At 57.8% G+C, this 16,539-nt stretch carries 16 protein-coding genes and 1 tRNA gene; 7 read left to right on the plus strand and 10 right to left on the minus strand.

The window, feature by feature from the left end; genetic code table 11:
• The first annotated feature begins 13 nt into the window (after nucleotides 1-13).
• Nucleotides 14-97, plus strand: a tRNA-Tyr gene (locus tag ACR0A1_RS08450).
• Between the two features lie 86 nt (nucleotides 98-183).
• Here ACR0A1_RS08450 and ACR0A1_RS08455 read toward each other — a convergent pair.
• The 6 genes from ACR0A1_RS08455 to ACR0A1_RS08480 form a co-directional block, all read right to left on the minus strand.
• A complete protein-coding gene (locus ACR0A1_RS08455) occupies nucleotides 184-1,656 on the minus strand; it encodes a glycosyltransferase family 39 protein (protein ID WP_170465084.1) in 1,473 nt (490 codons plus the stop codon).
• Between the two features lie 160 nt (nucleotides 1,657-1,816).
• Complete coding sequence (locus ACR0A1_RS08460; RefSeq protein ID WP_170625269.1) at nucleotides 1,817-2,353, minus strand: DUF2478 domain-containing protein; 537 nt, start codon at nucleotides 2,351-2,353, stop codon at nucleotides 1,817-1,819.
• A gap of 72 nt (nucleotides 2,354-2,425) precedes the next feature.
• A complete protein-coding gene (locus ACR0A1_RS08465) occupies nucleotides 2,426-3,091 on the minus strand; it encodes an NnrU family protein (RefSeq protein WP_480867063.1) in 666 nt (221 codons plus the stop codon).
• Nucleotides 3,092-3,196: 105 nt separating this feature from the next.
• Nucleotides 3,197-5,260 carry an ABC transporter permease gene (locus ACR0A1_RS08470; protein WP_480867065.1) on the minus strand — a complete coding sequence of 688 codons (2,064 nt, stop codon included), beginning with the start codon at nucleotides 5,258-5,260 and terminating at the stop codon, nucleotides 3,197-3,199.
• Nucleotides 5,257-6,306: a betaine/proline/choline family ABC transporter ATP-binding protein gene (locus ACR0A1_RS08475; protein ID WP_170401466.1), complete on the minus strand. Its 1,050-nt coding sequence runs from the start codon at nucleotides 6,304-6,306 to the stop codon at nucleotides 5,257-5,259. The genes ACR0A1_RS08470 and ACR0A1_RS08475 overlap by 4 nt, the downstream gene beginning before the upstream one ends.
• Before the next feature lie 10 nt (nucleotides 6,307-6,316).
• The gene (locus ACR0A1_RS08480) at nucleotides 6,317-7,267 is read right to left on the minus strand and encodes an ABC transporter substrate-binding protein (protein ID WP_170392106.1); all 951 of its coding nucleotides are present in this window, start codon (nucleotides 7,265-7,267) and stop codon (nucleotides 6,317-6,319) included.
• A gap of 334 nt (nucleotides 7,268-7,601) precedes the next feature.
• On the opposite strand from ACR0A1_RS08480, the gene ACR0A1_RS08485 reads away from it, so the two are divergent.
• Together ACR0A1_RS08485 and ACR0A1_RS08490 are read left to right on the plus strand one after the other, a co-directional pair.
• Nucleotides 7,602-8,264 (plus strand): DNA-3-methyladenine glycosylase I, encoded by a 663-nt coding sequence (locus ACR0A1_RS08485; RefSeq protein WP_170512305.1) that lies wholly within the window; start codon nucleotides 7,602-7,604, stop codon nucleotides 8,262-8,264.
• 42 nt (nucleotides 8,265-8,306) lie between these two features.
• Nucleotides 8,307-8,993 (plus strand): hypothetical protein, encoded by a 687-nt coding sequence (locus ACR0A1_RS08490; RefSeq protein ID WP_223116794.1) that lies wholly within the window; start codon nucleotides 8,307-8,309, stop codon nucleotides 8,991-8,993.
• Between the two features lie 5 nt (nucleotides 8,994-8,998).
• Here the strand turns inward: ACR0A1_RS08490 and ACR0A1_RS08495 are convergent, their stop codons facing one another.
• Entirely contained in the window at nucleotides 8,999-9,406 is a 408-nt protein-coding gene (locus tag ACR0A1_RS08495; protein WP_170392112.1) for a c-type cytochrome, read from the minus strand.
• A 97-nt stretch (nucleotides 9,407-9,503) separates the two neighbouring features.
• On the opposite strand from ACR0A1_RS08495, the gene ACR0A1_RS08500 reads away from it, so the two are divergent.
• Nucleotides 9,504-9,941, plus strand: a complete 438-nt coding sequence (locus tag ACR0A1_RS08500) for a DMT family transporter (RefSeq protein WP_170818768.1) — start codon at nucleotides 9,504-9,506, stop codon at nucleotides 9,939-9,941.
• On the opposite strand, the gene ACR0A1_RS08505 is transcribed toward ACR0A1_RS08500, so the two are convergent.
• A complete protein-coding gene (locus tag ACR0A1_RS08505) occupies nucleotides 9,925-10,611 on the minus strand; it encodes an ABC transporter ATP-binding protein (protein WP_170392116.1) in 687 nt (228 codons plus the stop codon). The genes ACR0A1_RS08500 and ACR0A1_RS08505 overlap by 17 nt on opposite strands.
• Nucleotides 10,604-11,890: a lipoprotein-releasing ABC transporter permease subunit gene (locus ACR0A1_RS08510; protein WP_170594717.1), complete on the minus strand. Its 1,287-nt coding sequence runs from the start codon at nucleotides 11,888-11,890 to the stop codon at nucleotides 10,604-10,606. The genes ACR0A1_RS08505 and ACR0A1_RS08510 overlap by 8 nt, the downstream gene beginning before the upstream one ends.
• A 392-nt stretch (nucleotides 11,891-12,282) precedes the next feature.
• Here ACR0A1_RS08510 and ACR0A1_RS08515 point away from each other — a divergent pair, with 392 nt between their 5' ends.
• Nucleotides 12,283-12,639, plus strand: coding sequence for a hypothetical protein (locus ACR0A1_RS08515; RefSeq protein ID WP_170563856.1), 357 nt, complete (start codon nucleotides 12,283-12,285; stop codon nucleotides 12,637-12,639).
• 30 nt (nucleotides 12,640-12,669) lie between these two features.
• Here the strand turns inward: ACR0A1_RS08515 and proS are convergent, their stop codons facing one another.
• Nucleotides 12,670-14,010: a proline--tRNA ligase gene (gene proS / locus ACR0A1_RS08520; protein WP_170609413.1), complete on the minus strand. Its 1,341-nt coding sequence runs from the start codon at nucleotides 14,008-14,010 to the stop codon at nucleotides 12,670-12,672.
• A 132-nt stretch (nucleotides 14,011-14,142) separates the two neighbouring features.
• Here proS and ACR0A1_RS08525 point away from each other — a divergent pair, with 132 nt between their 5' ends.
• Together ACR0A1_RS08525 and ACR0A1_RS08530 are read left to right on the plus strand one after the other, a co-directional pair.
• A complete protein-coding gene (locus ACR0A1_RS08525) occupies nucleotides 14,143-15,540 on the plus strand; it encodes an FAD-dependent oxidoreductase (RefSeq protein WP_480867069.1) in 1,398 nt (465 codons plus the stop codon).
• Nucleotides 15,540-16,514, plus strand: a complete 975-nt coding sequence (locus ACR0A1_RS08530; protein WP_480867071.1) for an isopenicillin N synthase family dioxygenase — start codon at nucleotides 15,540-15,542, stop codon at nucleotides 16,512-16,514. The genes ACR0A1_RS08525 and ACR0A1_RS08530 overlap by 1 nt, the downstream gene beginning before the upstream one ends.
• The last annotated feature ends 25 nt before the right edge of the window (nucleotides 16,515-16,539 follow it).

A 16,539-nucleotide genomic window follows, 5' to 3' on the forward strand; every position in this document is an offset into this window, starting at 1 on the left:
AACGCCTGACAGTGGGCGACAGGCCGCAAGGTGTGGCAGGGGACTGTAACTCCCTCGCGGAGACGCACGCCTGGTTCGATTCCAGGGTCGCCCACCACTTACTCACCGAAAAAATTGAGCCATTCGTTCAGGCCGATATCTGGGTGATAGCAACGTTCGATGTCAACTTCCATGGTCCCCGCGCTATTGCGACACAGGTCCAAATGACAGCGTCATCTCTTCGTTGTTGTCAAAGCGGTATGGCGCAACCAAGATTTTCACCTGTGCTGGGTCGACGTCCTTCGGGACATTTCGAGCCGATTCCCAAACCCGAAGAGCAGCATTTGGCGCGCGCGGGTCCCGATCGCTGTAAACAGGATGATCGGGCGCAAAATAGGCCATGTTTCCGGAAATCCAATTGTCAGCAACAATTGCACTTTCGGGCGTTGTTTGCGCGATTATCTCAGAGGTCAAAGTAGCGAAAGGGGCCGCGCGTTTGGCATCCCCTGCCAGATTGTGATGCAGCATCGCCAGTCCAATAAACACCGCCAGAACGGCGCTGACCTGGGCAAATCGCCTTACGCCTTTACGACCTGTTCTGGGTAGTAGCCACAAACACAGTACGGGACCGGCATAAATCAATATCGGTTGCAGCCAGCGATCCTTTACGTTGGTGCTTCCGCTCACAAGCACTACAGCCGCCATAAGTAACAACGCCCAGACCAGAGTACGCGTCATCAATCGCCTCAGATCATCACCTTTGGCGGCCACCCCTTGCCTGAGATAGATCGACCAAAGGACGCCCAGTACGATCAGCAAGAGCGATACAAACCCAGCCGACGCCAAGGCCAACTCAACCAAGCCTTGCAGCGCGATCAATGTGGTTGGGCCATCGCTGCTCATGTCCAACTTGCGCGCGCTTGCAAATGCGTGTTCGGGATTGTTCAGAACCCATAGCACCGGTGGTGTGACAAGCAATGCGGCGACACCCAACGAAAGCAGCAGTCGAGGCGACCAGAGAGGCTTGCGCGTCTCAGATGCACTGAAAGCCGCCAGCAACATGGCCAGCAGCGCGATCGCATAGTTGTATTTTGACAAACTTCCCATTGCCACGACTACGCCCAGCAAGACGAATCCCCAAGTCGTCGGTTTGCGAATTAGCCCCCAAATCACCGCGAAGGTCAGAACCGAGCAGAGATTGGCCAGAACGGTATGCGTCAGCGCGCGTTGCGCCTCCCAACTAAACTGATAGAGCATCAGAAGTGACAGGACCGACAGCCCTGCCCACAGTGGCGCATGACGGGTTCGTATGGTCAGGTACAGCGTGACAACCGTCGCCAGCAGCATCCCGTTCTTCAGCAGTGACAGCCCTAATATGCCGGGACCGGTTATCTGAAAGATGCCCCATTGCAGCCAGGCGTAAAGTGGCAGTTGCGGGCCGTAGCCCCATTCCAAGCGGCGCGCATCAAGAAGTATCTCAGCCTCATCCAGACCAAGCGCGCCGCCGGTTGCAACTCGCAATACGACATGAAGCAGAAAGTAAGCCGTGACTATGCTTAACCAGAAGCGATCTGTCGACATCAACCCATCGAGACGGGATTGCTTCGCTGCCGGGTCATCGACCCCGCAAGCGGCTTCCAGAGATCGCTCATCTGAGACGCACTGATCTTCGATCATGGATAAGCCCATTTCGTCGGCACTCGCCCAGGATATCTGGCCGCCGGATTGCAACTTTGACCGAAGCTAGACCCGATGTGTGGGCTCAAGTCCACCATTTTTGCGGCAGTTGGGCGCGCGAGAAACAATGCGCGCAGCTCAGCAGATGGATGCCTGGGCTTCAGCCGCCTGATGCCGCGGCGGGTTGAACGTCAGTTTGGGATATTTTGTCAAACCACTCAGTCAGGCTGCTGACATCGGGGCCAAGCGCCTCGGCTATGCCGCCGGCGAATTCCTGAAACTTTTCAATGTTCAATTTATTGACGCCCACCAAGACGGGAATCTCACGCTCTAGTGCGTCGGCGATAATTGGGCGAAAACCCCGCCCGTCCGCCTCGTGCTTTCCGAACTTGTTGATGATCAGCAATTGAGGGCCATCCTCAAGCGACCGCGTCACGAGGCCGACGGCCCGTTCCAATTCAGCCGGATCCAGACGGCAACCCCGAGCGTTCTTGCCAAGAGATTGTGAGATGCGAATGGTTTCCCCGGTCGGCAAGACTTTCAGATCCATATCGCATTTATATCCGTCGGCACATTCGGTGTTGGTCTGCACAACCCCGGCAATCGGTGTTCCGACCAGCACAAGACCATCCGCAAATTCGCTAAGCAGGCGGTCAGTCGCACCGCGATCGGTTGTCGTTACATAGGCCAGATGCATTTTTTGGACCTCAGATTTCAGTCGATGACGTTTCAGATAGCACGCGCCGGCTTGTCCGACCACCTTCATCCATTAAGGCAATGGAGAAAGCCCGATCACAGATGCGTGCAGGTGGAGGAGAACCGCGTAAGAAGCCATAGCAATCAACCAGACCCAAAGGCTGGGCCAAGGGCGGGGCGCGCTGAGTGACAGGCGCGCGGTATTGCGGGAAAGGCGTACCCATTCCGTCCCCAAATTGCGCGCGGTGCGGTGATCAATGAGCGCCATGCCCATCACCGCAAATCCAGCAAACAAGCCGAACAAGATGACATGCGACAGGCTTCCATTGGCCAACAGATGTGCCAAAGCCCATAGCATCAACGCCACAAGTATCGGATGACGCGTCGTGCGCAGGATTCCAGGGTTTTCGGGATCGAACGGACGGTGCCCCAGCCCTCCGAATGAGAACGGGTTCCGGATCGACAGGCCCGCAATGGCCAACCAGCAGACAATAGGCATGATCAGCAAAGGCACCCAGCGAAAGATTGGAAGCGGCGGGATCACTTCGACATAGGGTGCGTTTGCGGCGGCGATGATCAACCAGGCCAAAACTGCTAGCGAAATCATTGAATAGCTGGCGAAATATGCGCGCTTTCCCATCGTACCGATCAGCCAGCCGCGCACTGCGGGGCGTGCTGGAATCATGTGGCTAAGAAGGAATGTGGCAAGTGCTGCGAGGAAGAGGCCCCAACCAGTCATCGTAATCTCCGAACGTGTTGCGCCCGGTTTAGGCCGTGACAGCGCGCTGGTCTTTGTCCGAAATCAAGTGAGGGCAAAGGGGCGGTTACCCGCCCCTGCCCTGTCTTACAGGCCCAGCGCCTTGCGGCGTTCCTCGGCAAAACCCTGCACCATACGATCAGCGATCAGTGCTAAAATCGCCATGGCGGCACCGGCCGAGATGCCAAGCCCCACATCCGCCTGCCCCAGCGCCAGATAAATCGACTGGCCCAGACCGGTTGTCCCGATCAGTGCCGCTATCACCAGCATGGCGAAGGCATAGAGGATGGTCTGGTTCAGCCCCAGTAGGATGGTCGGTGCGGCATAGGGCGCGCGGACGTCGCGCATGATCTGCCACTCGGTCGCGCCGCTGGAGATTGCGGCTTCCATCATTTCCTCGGGTGTGTTGACCAGCCCGTGTCGCGTGTAGCGGATCATCGGGACGATGGCGTAGGCGCAGATCGCCAGGAAGGCCGAGAACTCACCGATCTGAAACACCATCAGAACCGGGATCAGGAACACAAACAGTGGGATCGTCTGCAGCATATCACAGATCGGGCGAACCACTTTCCAGACCGGGCCCCAAACTGCGCTGGCAAGACCGATCAGCCCTCCGACCACTGCGCAGGAAAACACTGCGGCACCGCTGAGGTAGAGCGACAGGAGTGCCCGCTCCCACAGGCCTGAAACGAGGATGGTACACAGCAGCCCAACCGACAGCGCCGCAAGACGCCAGCCACCCGCGACCCAACCCAGCGCAGCCGCGCCCGTCAGGACAAACGGCCAAGGCAGGTTTGATATGCCGGTTTCCAGCATTCCGATCAGGATTAGAACGATCAGACCGCCGGTCAGATGCCCGCGCCATGCCATCAGCAGAGCGATAGCCGCACCGGCGGCGAACAGACCCCAGCTCATGCTCGGGGTCCACTGGAACCCCCAGGTGAACGGTAGTACAGCCTGGTCCAGACCGATCCGCAAGGGCAACAACACATAGAACAGAGAGTTGTTCTTGAGTGCGTCCAGCCAAGGCCCGTTAGCCTGCGTAAATGAGGTCAGGCCGGTGTCAATCGCCTCGGCCATCGGGTCCAGAACTGTAAGGTCAGACGGGTTCGGCAACCGGGACCAGAAGGCAGCGGTAAACAGCACTGCAAAGCCCAGCATCGCCCAGACAACGCGGCTGTCATATCGCTTGCGCTCGGTCGCCAAAGTGCCGCTCATCCGGTCGATGATCACTGCGAAGACAACGATGACCAAACCGGCCATGAGGGATTCACCGAACTGCGCCTTGCGCATGGTTAACAGAACTTCCCAGCCGATGTCGTTGAAGCCGCCGATGACGGCGGCGATGATCACCATCGACAGCGCGGCCATGAGGCATTGGTTCACACCAACCATGATCTGAGTCGTGGCAGCAGGAATTTCGACCTGAAAGAGCTGCTGCCAGCGCGTCCCACCGGACATGATCGCAGCTTCTTTGATTTCGGGCTCTACCCGTTCCAGCCCCAGCATAACGTTGCGAGCCATAGGTGGCGCGGCGTAGATGGCCGAGGCGATCAGGCCAACCACCGGACCGAAGCCAAACAGAAGCAGCAGCGGCGTCAGATAGGCAAAGGTCGGCACCGTCTGCATGATATCGAGCACGGCCTGAACAAAGGCCTTCACACGTGGCACTTCATTGGCAAGAATACCGATAGCCCCGCCCATAATCAGCGCCACGGGGACAGATACGGCGACAAGGGCCAGCGTATTCATGCTCTCGGCCCAATAGCCTGAAGCCAGAACGAAGCTGAGGCCAAAGAACCCCAGCGCCGCCATCGGCAGACCGCCCAGATACCAACCCAGCGCAGTGACGACCCCAATCAAGATCGGCCAGGGCGTGCTGCCAAGCACGTAGTTTGCAGCATTCATCGGATAAGTCATCAGGTCCGAAAACAACCGCATCGCCGGTTTAATGCCATTCAGAAACCAGTCGAGAAACGCACCAACCCATTGCGTTGCAGGCAGTTCCCATTCTTTGGGCCATGTGACCAGCCATGGGGCGACGCCTTCCAGCGCAAGGCAAACCGCGCCAACGACAAGGGCAATCAGCGCGGCCTGCGTCCCAGCCGTCAGGCGGGCCTGCCGCGCGGGGATATCCGTCACAGCGGTCATGCTTCATCCACCTGCAAAGCTGCGGCGAGATCGGACGGATGAACCGTACCGACAATATTGCCGTCTGCATCGCGGACGGGCACGGGTTCATACAGCTCCATGCAATGTGCGAGCGCCGCGTCGAGCGTCATGGATGTGGTCAGGCCCGGATCATCCGGCCCACGCTCAGCATCATCACGCATGACCGAAGCAACCTTAGCATGCTGGCCTTTGGCCACGTCCTTAGAAAATTCGCGCACGTAGTCGTCTACCGGACGCAGCACGATATCCGTCGGCGTGCCGATCTGAACGATCTTGCCATCGCGCATGATGGCGATGCGGTCGGCCAGTTTCAGCGCCTCTTGAATGTCGTGAGTGATAAAGACGATGGATTTCTTCAACGTCGCCTGGATGCGTAGGAATTCATCCTGCAGCTGGCGGCGGATCAAAGGATCAAGGGCCGAGAACGGCTCGTCCAGAAACCAGATATCGGGATTCACCGCAAGGCTGCGCGCGATCCCTACGCGTTGGCGTTGACCACCCGAAAGCTGCCGGGGAAAGCTATCTTCGCGGCCTTCCAAGCCGACCAGCGAGATTACTTCCTGCGCACGCGCCAAACGTTCCTTTTTACCGACGCCTTGCACACGCAGCGGATAAGCCACGTTTTCGGCCACGGTCATATGAGGGAACAGGCCAAAATGCTGGAAAACCATGCCCAGCTTCTTGCGCCTTAGTTCAGTCAGGGTCTTCTTCGATGCGCCGATGACATTCTCGCCATCCACACGGATCTCGCCGCCCGTACCGGGCAGAAGTTGCGAAATGCAACGAATCAGCGTTGATTTGCCCGAGCCGGACAGACCCATGATGACAAAAAGCTCGCCTTCTTTGACCTCGAAATTGGCATCCTGAACAGCAGGGATAAACCCCAGTTCGCGCAAATCGGCGGCGGCTTTGTCAGCGTCACTCCCTGACCGAGACAGCGCGTCGGTCAGAGCTTTGTCGGCACCTTGGCCAAACACCTGCCAGAGATTCTGGCAGGCGATGGCTGGCGTATTCGCTTCAGTCACTTAAGCGGACTCACTGCGTTGCCGCGTCAACGACGGGGCGCCATTTGTCTTCATTCTCGGCCATCCAAGCCGCGACGACTTCTTCGACCGCGCCACCATCTACGTCGATCGCCCCCATCATTGGCTGCTGGTCTTCGACCGAAAGCTGATAGTTAGTCAGGATTTCATAGGCAGCGGGCCACTTGTCTGCCATGCCGCTCCAACCGGCCTTGAAGATACGTGACGGCGAGAAATCGCAATCATTCACTGCGTTGGGGTTCGGGCCCCAAGACGGATCGTTAAAGCACGCCTCTTCGCCTGCAGGCAGTTCGACAAACTGTACGTCATATGCCGACATCGCCCAATGTGGCTGCCAGAAGGTGATCAGCAACGGCGACTTGCGCTCGGTCGAGGCGCGCAATTCGGCGATCAAAGCGCCCTCGGAACCCGCGGGGACCGCTTTGAACGGCAATTCAAGACCGGTCATACGATCCGCGCCGGGCGTACCCCAATCCGCTGGGTAATCGACCAGACGGCCACCGGGCAGAGTTTCAGCCGTAGCAAAAACTTGCGCACACTCTTTCAGCGCTTCCCACGCAGGCAGGCCCGGGCAGAGCTCCGCCACATGTGCCGGGTAGGCAATGCCTTCCTTGGCATCAAGCCCCAGATCGCCGATTTCAACAACGGTGCCTTCGTCGATCTTCTTGGCATATTCGTCGGACACGTTGGACGACCAGATTTCCAATGTCGCGTCAATGTCCCCATCGGCCAACGCCTGGAACTGATTCATCATCCCGGCGGTCACGTATTCTACGTTATAACCGGCAGCCTTCAGCATCTCACCCGCCACATGGGTGGTCACATGTTGACCGGTCCATTCGTTGATCGCCAGCTTGATCGGTTCATCGACCGCGCCCATATCTGCGGCATGGGCCGCCCCGGCCACTGCGATAGCCAAAAAGCTCACGCTTAGCTTTTTCATAACAACAACTCCCTGTTTTTTACGTTTGCCCCATGGCGATATCGAGCCCGCCCAGGATCATTTGTGGTCACAGCACATTTCGCAACATGCACAAGTTTAGCCGAAAAAGGAAAGGGAACAGTTGTTCCGGGTCCGACGCGCTTCATCAAGCGTGAAAACACAACCCATCCCTGCTGCTCCACTCGGCAATACACACACTTAACACCGTCAGTTCGGAACCGTCAAAGATATTGATTGACTAGTCAATATAAAACACGCGCTTCATCTCAAGATCTGATTTGCCTTGTCAAATCTTCTTAATAAGGCAGCATCTGGATAAGGGAGGGTCTGGGAGATGCGTCACTTTGAAAAGATCTACCAGATATCGGCTGATCGCCACGGCGGCCCCGCCGAACTGGAAAGCAAGCTAAGCAAGCCTAAACCAATCGCCGAATTGGTGGCGATGTCAGATGATCGCTGGTTATCGATTATTACGAAAACCGTGTTCCAGGCAGGGTTTAACTGGAAAGTGATCGAATCGAAGTGGGACGGATTCGAAACGGCATTTGACGGCTTCGACATTGGACGCTGCGCATTCATGGATGACGAGAAATTCGACGCACTGCTGCAGGACACCCGCATTGTCCGCAACGGAACTAAGATTGCCACAGTGCGCGACAATGCCGCGTTTCTGCTAGAACTCCGCGCGGAAGGTGGCGTCGGGCAAATTCTGGGCGGGTGGCCATCACAGGATTATGTCGGTTTGCTACAGATGCTCGCCAAGCGCGGATCGCGGCTTGGCGGTGCTTCGGCGCAGTATGCTATGCGATTTGCCGGTCGGGACAGCTTTATTCTGTCCCAAGATGTAACAGCTCGTCTGATCGCTGAGGGCGTTATCGACAAACCTGCAACCTCCAAAAAAGCAATGGCCGCGGTGCAGGCCGCGTTCAATACATGGATGGGACAATCCGGGCGATCGCTGACGGAAATCAGCCGGGTTCTGGCGATGAGCCTTTGAAAACGACTTGCAGCGCCGAGCTGCCGCATTAGGCTCAATGCCATGATCCGCCCCCTGTTGATTTCATTGCTGTTTCTATTTGTAGCCTGTGGTCGACCTCTAACCGATCACGAGCGCGCATTTGTCAGTAAAATCCACGGAGACACATTGAATCTGGATCGTGTGCGATTGGTAGAGGGTGCCCCCGTCGCAGCGGTTACATTTACCCGCAAAGCCCGCCCTCGGGTTGCCTGCCGTGAACGAATCTTACCACCTGTCAAAGAGGAAACCGTGACCGGCAAACCCGCGGGCGTTGCGCTGTTCAATCATGTATACTTCACGAAGGACTGGTATCTGGACGACTACATGAGCCAGTACCCCGATCAGGTGAACCTGATCGGGGCAATGTTGCTTGCGCATGAATTAACCCATGTCTGGCAGTGGCAAAATCGCAAGACAACTGGTTATCACCCGTTCCGCGCTGCGGCAGAGCATGGCCGGAAGGACGATCCTTACCTGTTCGACCTTGATACTTCGCCCGATTTTCTGGCCTATGGCTACGAACAGCAGGGCGCCATCGTCGAGGAATATGTTTGCTGCCGGGCGCTCGACCCCGACGCACCTCGAACCAAGCGTCTGCACGATATGCTAAGCGCCCAATTCGAAGTCTCGAAATTGCCCGGTAGCAGGCGCGAAAGCTCCGTCCTGATACCCTGGGCGGGCGCAGAGATTAATGGTATCTGTCGCTGAGCTTGTTAGTTTACTTGCAGGGTCTTCAGGTAAGCCACTAGATCCACGATTGGCTTGCTGGTCAGGATTGGCTGCCCTTCCGGCGTTTTGATCGCGGTGTCGTTACCTTCGAAATAGGGGCCATAAACCGGCATCGGGCTGCCATGGCTAACCAACGGTTCGCGCCCGTCAATCCGCGCTACGACGCGCGCTGTCGGAAATACACCATTTGCATCGGCCAGCGTTCTCAGGTTTGTCGGCTGGATCACCAGCACCCCGGCCATTGGCCCATGCCCTGTTGCATCCAGTCCATGACAGGTAGCGCAATAGTGCTGATACAGCTCGGCCCCGGTCTCCACGTCCTGAGCTGAAGAGGCCTGTGGTATCATGGTAAGTACAGTCAGCGCGCCCGCGCCAAGTATTGATCGGATCATCACTTTTCTCCCTCCTGCCTTGCAATTCGAGACTTGCCGGGAGGTCGCGCTGACGCAATGATCCAGATCAACGAAATAGGCGCAGGGACAAAAGGCAATGACACAATACGCAGCCATCATGCTGGCCGCCGGGATCGGCGTTCCCATCCTCGCCGCGCTGAATGCAGCCTTGGGCAGGTTGATCGGCTCACCCAATGCGGCCGCCGTCGTCCTGTTCGCGATCGCCTTTGTCGCTTCAGCGCTGGCGCTGTTGTTACTCGGTGGATCCGATGCCTTTGCCAAACTCACCCAAGCCCCCAAACATCTGCTGCTGGGCGGCGTATTAATCGCCTTCTATGTGCTATCAATCACCCATGTGGCCCCACATTTTGGCGTGGGCAATGCGGTGTTTTTCGTCTTGCTCGGCCAGTTGATCAGCACAGCTGCGATTGACCATTTCGGTCTGTTCGGCGCTCAGGTTACGCCGCTGACATTCATGCGGGCAGGAGGCATTGCAGTAATGGCAATCGGGGTCGCCATCACTCAGCTGGCCTGAGCACGCCCCCTTCCAGCCGCAACATCCGGTCCATCCGCGCCGCCAGATCAAGGTTATGCGTCGCGATCAGCGCCGAAAGCCCTTCATCCCGCACCAGCGCCATAAGGGCCGCAAACACCTGATCCGAGGTATCGGGGTCCAGATTGCCGGTTGGCTCATCCGCCAGCAGCACACGTGGCTGATTTGCCAGTGCCCGGCAGAAGGCCACGCGCTGTTGCTCTCCGCCCGACAAGGCTGCTGGCCGGTGATCTGCGCGCGGAGCGACGCCAACGCGATCAAGCAACTGCATCGCACGGGCTTGCGCTGCTTTCTCGGAAGCACCGTTTGCCAGTTGCGGCAACACGATGTTCTCCAGCGCCGTAAACTCAGGCAACAGATGGTGGAACTGATAGACGAAGCCAACATCGCGCCGACGGATCGCTGTGCGCGTGCGATCCCCTTTGCCCGTCGCGCCCTGCCCTGCGACTTCGACTTCGCCGGTATCCGGGATATCCAGCAGGCCCGCGATATGCAGCAGGGTCGACTTGCCCGCCCCGGATGGCGCAACCAATGCCACAGCCTCACCCGCGCGCAGCTCCAGATCGGCACCGCGCAGAACCTGCACCTCTCCTGGGGTGCCTTGCAGATAGGTCTTGGTCAGACCGCTGAGCCTTAAAGTCACATCACTCATAGCGCAGCGCCTCAACCGGGTTCAGCCGCGCTGCGCGACGAGCCGGGAAATAGGTGACAAGGAAAGACAGGCCAAGTGACAGCCCTATCGCTTTCATGACGTCAGACAGGTGCAATTCGGCGGGCAATGCGTAGATGCCGCGAATGGACGGGTCCCAGACGCCGCCACCCATGACGTAGTTCACGAAGGAAAAAATCGGATCGATATAGATAGCGAAGAGGCAGCCCAGTACGACGCCCATCGCTGTTCCGATGATTCCCGTAAAGGCCCCGCAAATGAAGAACACCCGCAGCACTGATCCTTCGCTGAGCCCGATGGTGCGTAAGATACCGATGTCGCGCCCTTTGTTCTTCACCAGCATGATCAACCCCGAGACGATGTTCATTGCTGCAATCAGCACGAGGATCGACAGGATGATGAACATCACATTGTCTTCGACCTCCAGCGCCCGCAGGAATCCTCCAGAGGCATCCTGCCAAGTCCAGATCTGGCTGCGCTCACCTGCGGCCTCAAGGATCGGAATCAGGATCGGGGTCAACTCTTCGGGGCGCTCGACCATCACTTCGATCTCGTCCGCCACGCCTTCACGGTTGAAGAAGCTTTGCGCCTCGGCAAACGGCATGTAGACGCGCGTGCGGTCGATGTCATAGCGCCCGGCAGAAAAGACATAGACCACCTCATAAGCGTTCACGCGGGGAGATGTGCCAAATGCGGTTTTGACACCGTTGGGCGAGGTCAGTTTGACCCGATCCCCCACCGTCGCCCCGATGGCCCGCGCCACCCCCGAGCCGATGGCGATGCCGTCCGGGAACCGTGACAGGTCACCATAGGCCTCTTCGCTTTCTGCAATACCGGGCAACCCGGCCAGATCGTCGGGACGAATGCCAAAGACCTGCACGCCTGAACTGCGGTCCGCATTGGTGATCAGCACCTGACCTTTGACAAGCGGTGCTGCCCGTTCGACCCCCGGCACCTGCGCGATCCGCTCGGCCATTCCATCGAATTCCGTGATGGTGCGGTCTAGCCGCCCCTGCGCATCGATTTCTCCGGCGGAATACACTGTGACATGTGCGTTGGCCCCAAGAATAGTGCCCACGAATTCTGACCGGAATCCGGACCGAACAGCCAGCGTCGCGATCAGAGCGAACACAGCGAGCGTAATCCCGATCAGCGAGATCCAGGTCATCACGCTAACGCCCCCTTCGGCCCTACGGGCACGGAGGTATCGCCAGGCGATTTTCCATTCGAAAGGGGCAAAGGGCGGGGGAGATTTGGCCATTCCTGCCTCGGGTTCAGATTTTTCGCGACCCTTTCGACATTTCGCCGGATGGTCAAGCCAGTTATCGTGCGGACACCGGTTCGGCGTTACTGCGCCCGATAAAGGGGCGAAAAGAACAGTTAGAAACGAATCATTTGCCCCAAGCGCCAACTCATCAGCGGCAGCGCGAGAAATCACTGGCCGCAAATTATACCAATGGTTGTGAACCCCTTCACAGACAAGGGCTTATTGTTTCAGTTATGAAGTCAATGTGAGATATCAGCACCCGACTGAGTCACAATCGCAACATTCAGGTGCGAAATATTGTTTCACAAATTGATTAGTGTGAGAAACTTTGTCACCCTATTTGTGTGGGGGACACGTTTTAAGAGTTTAAGGGCGGAGGCACGCTCATGGGTATTCAAGAACATATGGAAGGTACGGGCCCGATTACTGCCCGTTCAGCAGCAACAGAACTGGATTGCGAAAGCGCCGCATTGTTGCGGGCAGCGATCAGGCCAGTTTTCACAAGCGCAGCAAGCTGGGCCGGTTTGGCCGACATACTGCGGGACAAAGGCTATCGCCTTGCTTTCCGGCAGGGGCGGCTGTGCATCACGGATCGCACCACTGACGAACGCGTCTGTGGATTGCGGTTTCTGGGCTTCGAACTGGCGGAACTTGTACGCCGCTTTGGTCGCCCGATCGTGGTCGCACGCGGCAGCGAAGCGGACGGCGATTTCCTGACCGCACGTCCGACCTCAGCTTCCTGAGCTAAACCGCCGAACGTTGCACCGCCTTGTTCAGGCGATGCCCTCATAGATTTCTGCGATCTTGGTGACGGCCTCTTCGGGGCTGAGTTCCTCACTTTCGCCGGTACGGCGGCTGGTGAGTTCGACCACACCGTTTTTCAGACCACGCGGGCCCACTGTGATGCGCCACGGCAGACCGATCAGGTCCATGGTGGCAAACTTGCCCCCTGCCCGTTCATTCCGATCATCATAAAGCGGCTCAAGCCCCAGCGCAGTCAACGCGCTGTAGAGTTTATCGCACGCCGCGTCCGCCTCTTCATCACCTTGCTTCAAGTTCACAATGCCGCAATGGAATGGAGTCACGCCTTCGGGCCAGATAATGCCCTTGTCGTCATGGCTGGCTTCGATGATCGCACCGATCAGGCGGCTAACGCCGATGCCGTGGCTGCCCATGTGAACCGGAACCGGCTTGCCATCCGGGCCTTGCACAGTCGCTCCAAGAGCTTCGGAATACTGGGTGCCAAAATAAAAGATCTGCCCCACTTCGATACCACGCGCCACGCGGCGGCGGTTTTCGGGGATTTGGTCAAACAGGGCTTCGTCGTGGGTTTCGTCCGTGCGGGCGTATTTAGAAGTGAACTCTTCGAGGATCGCCTGACACTGTTCGCGGTTATCATAGTCGATCTCACGATCGCCGAAGGTCAGATCGGTGACCGCGCTGTCATAAAAGACCTCGGATTCGCCAGTATCGGCCAGTACGAGGAACTCATGCGTGTAGTCACCGCCGATAGGTCCAGAATCAGCGCGCATCGGGATGGCTTGCAGACCCATCCGCTCATAAGTACGCAGATAGCTGACCAAGTGGCGGTTATAGGCGTGCAGCGCGTCTTCTTTGGTCAGATCGAAATTGTATCCGTCCTTCATGTAGAACTCGCGCCCCCGCATCACGCCGAAACGTGGGCGGATTTCATCGCGGAACTTCCACTGAATCTGATAGAGCGTCAGCGGAAGGTCTTTGTAGCTGCTCACGTGGCCGCGGAAGATGTCGGTCACCAGTTCCTCGGCGGTTGGCGTGTACAGCATATCGCGACCATGGCGGTCCTGCATGCGCAGCATTTCCTGGCCATAGTCGTCATAACGACCGGATTCGCGCCACAGGTCGGCTGATTGCAGAATCGGCATCTGGATCGCGATGTGCCCAGCCCGCGCCTGCTCTTCATGCACAATGTTCTCCAGCTTGCGCAGAACTTTGAAGCCCAATGGCAACCAGGAATAGATCCCGGCGGCGGCCTGTTTGATCATCCCGGCACGCAGCATCAGCCGGTGGCTGACGATCTGAGCCTCCGAGGGGTTTTCCTTGAGAACGGGCAGAAAGTAACGGCTGAGGCGCATAACGTAACCTTACGGGTGAGAATTTCGCTGCAAGGTGATTATTCCAAAGCCTAGCCGGGGGCAATCGCACATCGGTGTTTTGCGACCCATGCTCAGTCGGTTTTTTGATTGACCGCAACGCCGGGGTTTTCAATGTTGGCGCAAACGTTCAACCGCGAGGCAGCAATGCAAACAATCACCGAACCCGCCCGCCAGGTCCCCGTTGTTCACCAGACAGACGTATTGGTTGTGGGCTCGGGCCCCGCTGGATTGTCAGCAGCGCTGGCTGCCGCACGCGCTGGGGCCGAAGTTTCCTTGATGGATAGGTTCGGTTGCATGGGTGGGAATATTACGGCAGTCGGTGTCGAAGGCTTTGCCTGGTATCGCCACGAACAAACTGTCGAGGCCGGAGGCATCGGCATGGAGTTCGAAACCCGCGCCAAAGAGATGGGTGCAGCAGTGCCTGAAAGCCAATCGCTCAGCTACGAACTGGACAGCGAGGGCTTCAAGCTGGTGGCCGACAAGCTGGTTGAAGAGGCTGGCGTCCATCCGATGTTGCACCGGCAATTCGTCGCCCCGATCATGGAGGGGGATCGCATCACTGGGGTGATTACCGAATCCAAAGCGGGGCGTGAGGCGATCTTGGCCAAGGTTGTCATCGACGCCACAGGGGATGCAGATGTAGCGCATCGCGCGGGCGCCCCGACGCACAAGACGCCACGCGAGGACATGATGGCGGCCTCAGTGATGTTCCATCTGGCCGGTGTCGACAAACGGGCCTTTATTGAAGGTGTCAAAGCCGACCCGCAGACCTATAAAGACTGGGGTGGCGGAGGCGAATGGAATATCGAAACCTCGGGCAAAGAGGACGACATGTTCTCGCCCTTCGTCAAGAAACCCTTCCAGCAGGCGATTGATGAGGGCCTGATACCGGCTCATTTGAACACGATCGCGGGGACCTGGGGGGCGATGCACGATACCGGAGAACTGACCTATATGAACCTGATTCATATGGACCAGATCGATGGAACCGACCCCGAAAGCCTGACCTTTGGTGAAATCGAAGGCCGCCGACAGGCGATGCTGGCCATTGATGCCCTCCGCCGTTTCATGCCGGGTTGCGAAAACGCACGTCTACGCAATTTCGGAATGACCATCGGCATTCGGGATACGCGCAAGATCGATGCCGTCTACAACATGACCGAAACCGATGCCCGACATCAGGGCCGGTTCGAGGATTCCATCGGTATCTACCCTGAATTCATCGATGGCTACGGCATTCTGATCTTGCCGACCACGGGGCGATATATGCAGATTCCGTATCGCTCGATGCTGCCCAAAGGGATCAAGGGCCTGTTGGTTGCGGGACGGTCCCATGGCGCGGATCGGGTCGCTCACGCCGCGACGCGCAACATGTCCTGCTGCGCGGTGATGGGTCAGGGCGCAGGGATCGCGGCGGCCTTATCGCTGAAAAGCAATCAGGAGCTCGACAGTATGAACCTTGCTCCTGTGCATCAGGAACTGGAACGGCAAGGCGTGAGAATTACCTAATGGAGCATATTCCGACCATAGATATCAGCCCGCTGACTGATCCTTCTGGTCCGCTGTATCAAGCAACGGTCGCGCAGATCATGGATGCCTGCACCAGCATCGGGTTTCTGTCGATCACAGGGACAGGCATCACGCCTGAGCACATCGAGCAGGTGCGCGAGTGTGTCAGTGCGATCTTTGATATCGACGAGGCCCAAAAATGGGATCAGGCCATCACCCGCGAAAACTATCGTGGGTACATTCCGATGGGGTTCTTCACGCCCAATGACGGCTCGGGCGCGGCGGATAAGTACGAAGGGTACAAGCTGCATTTCGAAGCAGCCGAAGATGCGCCGATCCGGGTTGAATGCGCACTTTACGGCCCGAATATCTGGCCCCGAGAAGTGCCCCAGGCCCGCGCGGTAATACTGGATTACTGGCTACAGCTTGATGGCGTAACAGGTCTTTTGCTGGGTGCATTGGAAGTGGGGTTAAAAATCCCGCCCAACACACTACGCGACGCCTTCCGCGACCCGATGACCAACATGACCCTGCTACACTATCCGCCACAATCCCCGGATGAGCGTGGCTATGGAATTCATCCGCATAAGGACACCGACGCACTGACAATAATCGCTCCCGATCCGGTCGGAGGACTTGAGGTGCAGACCCGCACCGGCGGCTGGATCACACCGGACTGCCCGCCCGGCGGCTTCGTGGTCAATATCGGCGACATGCTGGAACTGTGGTCGGGCGGGCGGTTGAAATCGACCCCGCATCGCGTGGTTAATCGATCCGGGCGTGAACGCTATTCCTTCCCTTATTTCGCCGTTCCGCGCCACGATGTGGTGGTTGCGCCACTGCTGCCTGCCCTGCCCGGCTTTGATCGCCCGAAGGTACATTGCGGACACTGGTCGGCGGAAATCTGGCGCACCAACTGGCCTGATGAAATGGCCACAGGTGAGACACCGGAACTGGGTACTCTGACAGACTAGGGTATAAAAATCGCGCGCCATGAAC

The sequence above is a fragment of the Ruegeria sp. D6 genome (assembly GCF_056534365.1).